This is a genomic window from Fulvivirga aurantia (assembly GCF_009711475.1).
Classification (GTDB): Bacteria; Bacteroidota; Bacteroidia; order Cytophagales; family Cyclobacteriaceae; genus Fulvivirga; species Fulvivirga aurantia.
Genome location: NZ_SMMD01000195.1, coordinates 1 through 919, shown reverse-complemented (window position 1 = coordinate 919; position 919 = coordinate 1). Strand labels below are relative to the sequence as shown.

The window sequence follows — 919 nt, the reverse complement described above, 5'->3', positions numbered from 1 at the left end:
TAAAAATAGGCCTCCATAGCTCAGTTGGCCAGAGCAACTGACTTGTAATCAGTAGGTCGTTGGTTCGAATCCGACTGGGGGCTCATTTGTAAAACCCTTCACAATTTGTGAGGGGTTTTTTGTTTTACACCAATCTGTAAATTGAATTCAAGCCGACAAAGTTCGAGCGCCTTCATTCAGTTACGTATCAGTCGATTGCCTTAGTTTTTAGTTCTTGAAATAAGCTCACTTTACAATTTTCTAGCTTGTTTATTTATTACTTTAACTAGCTTTGAGCAGCTAAACGAAATATCATGCAACAAGAAAAGCTACGTGAGATACTTACCGCACAATCATTTGAGCCAGCACTCGTTGATGAAATCATTACAACAGGTAGGGTTAAACAAGTGAAGCAAGGCACTGCAGTGATTCAACCCGGTGCAAATGCTACTGAGATTCCGCTTGTTCTTGAAGGTTCACTCAAGGTTATGAGGCAGGACGATGAAGGCCGTGAAATATTTCTTTATTATCTGGAAGGGGGTGAGACTTGCGCCATGTCAATCACTTGTTGCATGGAAAATAAAAAAAGTGCTTTCAGTGCTATAGCTGAAGAGGACACTACACTTTGGATGATTCCAATGCACTTGTTAAATGCCTGGGTGGAAAAATACCCTGAGTTTAGGAAATTCATATTTCGTTCTTATCAAACCAGATTTGATGAGCTGTTATTGGCCATAGACAGCGTGGCTTTTATGAAAATGGACGAACGCTTGTATAAGTATCTCCTTGACAAGAAGCAGGCTTCAGGTTCATATGAAATAAAGAAAACCCACGAGCAAATAGCACAAGAGCTCAATACATCACGTGTAGTGATTTCCCGATTGCTCAAACAACTAGAAACAGAAGGTAAGATAGAGCAGCATAGAAATAGAATTGAGAT

Annotated in this window: 1 protein-coding gene and 1 tRNA gene; both read left to right on the top strand. The window is 39.9% G+C overall.

From position 1 onward, the window contains the following. The first annotated feature begins 9 nt into the window (after positions 1–9). Positions 10–83 (top strand) — tRNA-Thr (locus E1176_RS00620). 210 nt (positions 84–293) lie between these two features. Continuing rightward, positions 294–919: Crp/Fnr family transcriptional regulator (locus E1176_RS00615; RefSeq protein WP_155208654.1), on the top strand; the 626-nt coding region annotated here is incomplete at its 3' end.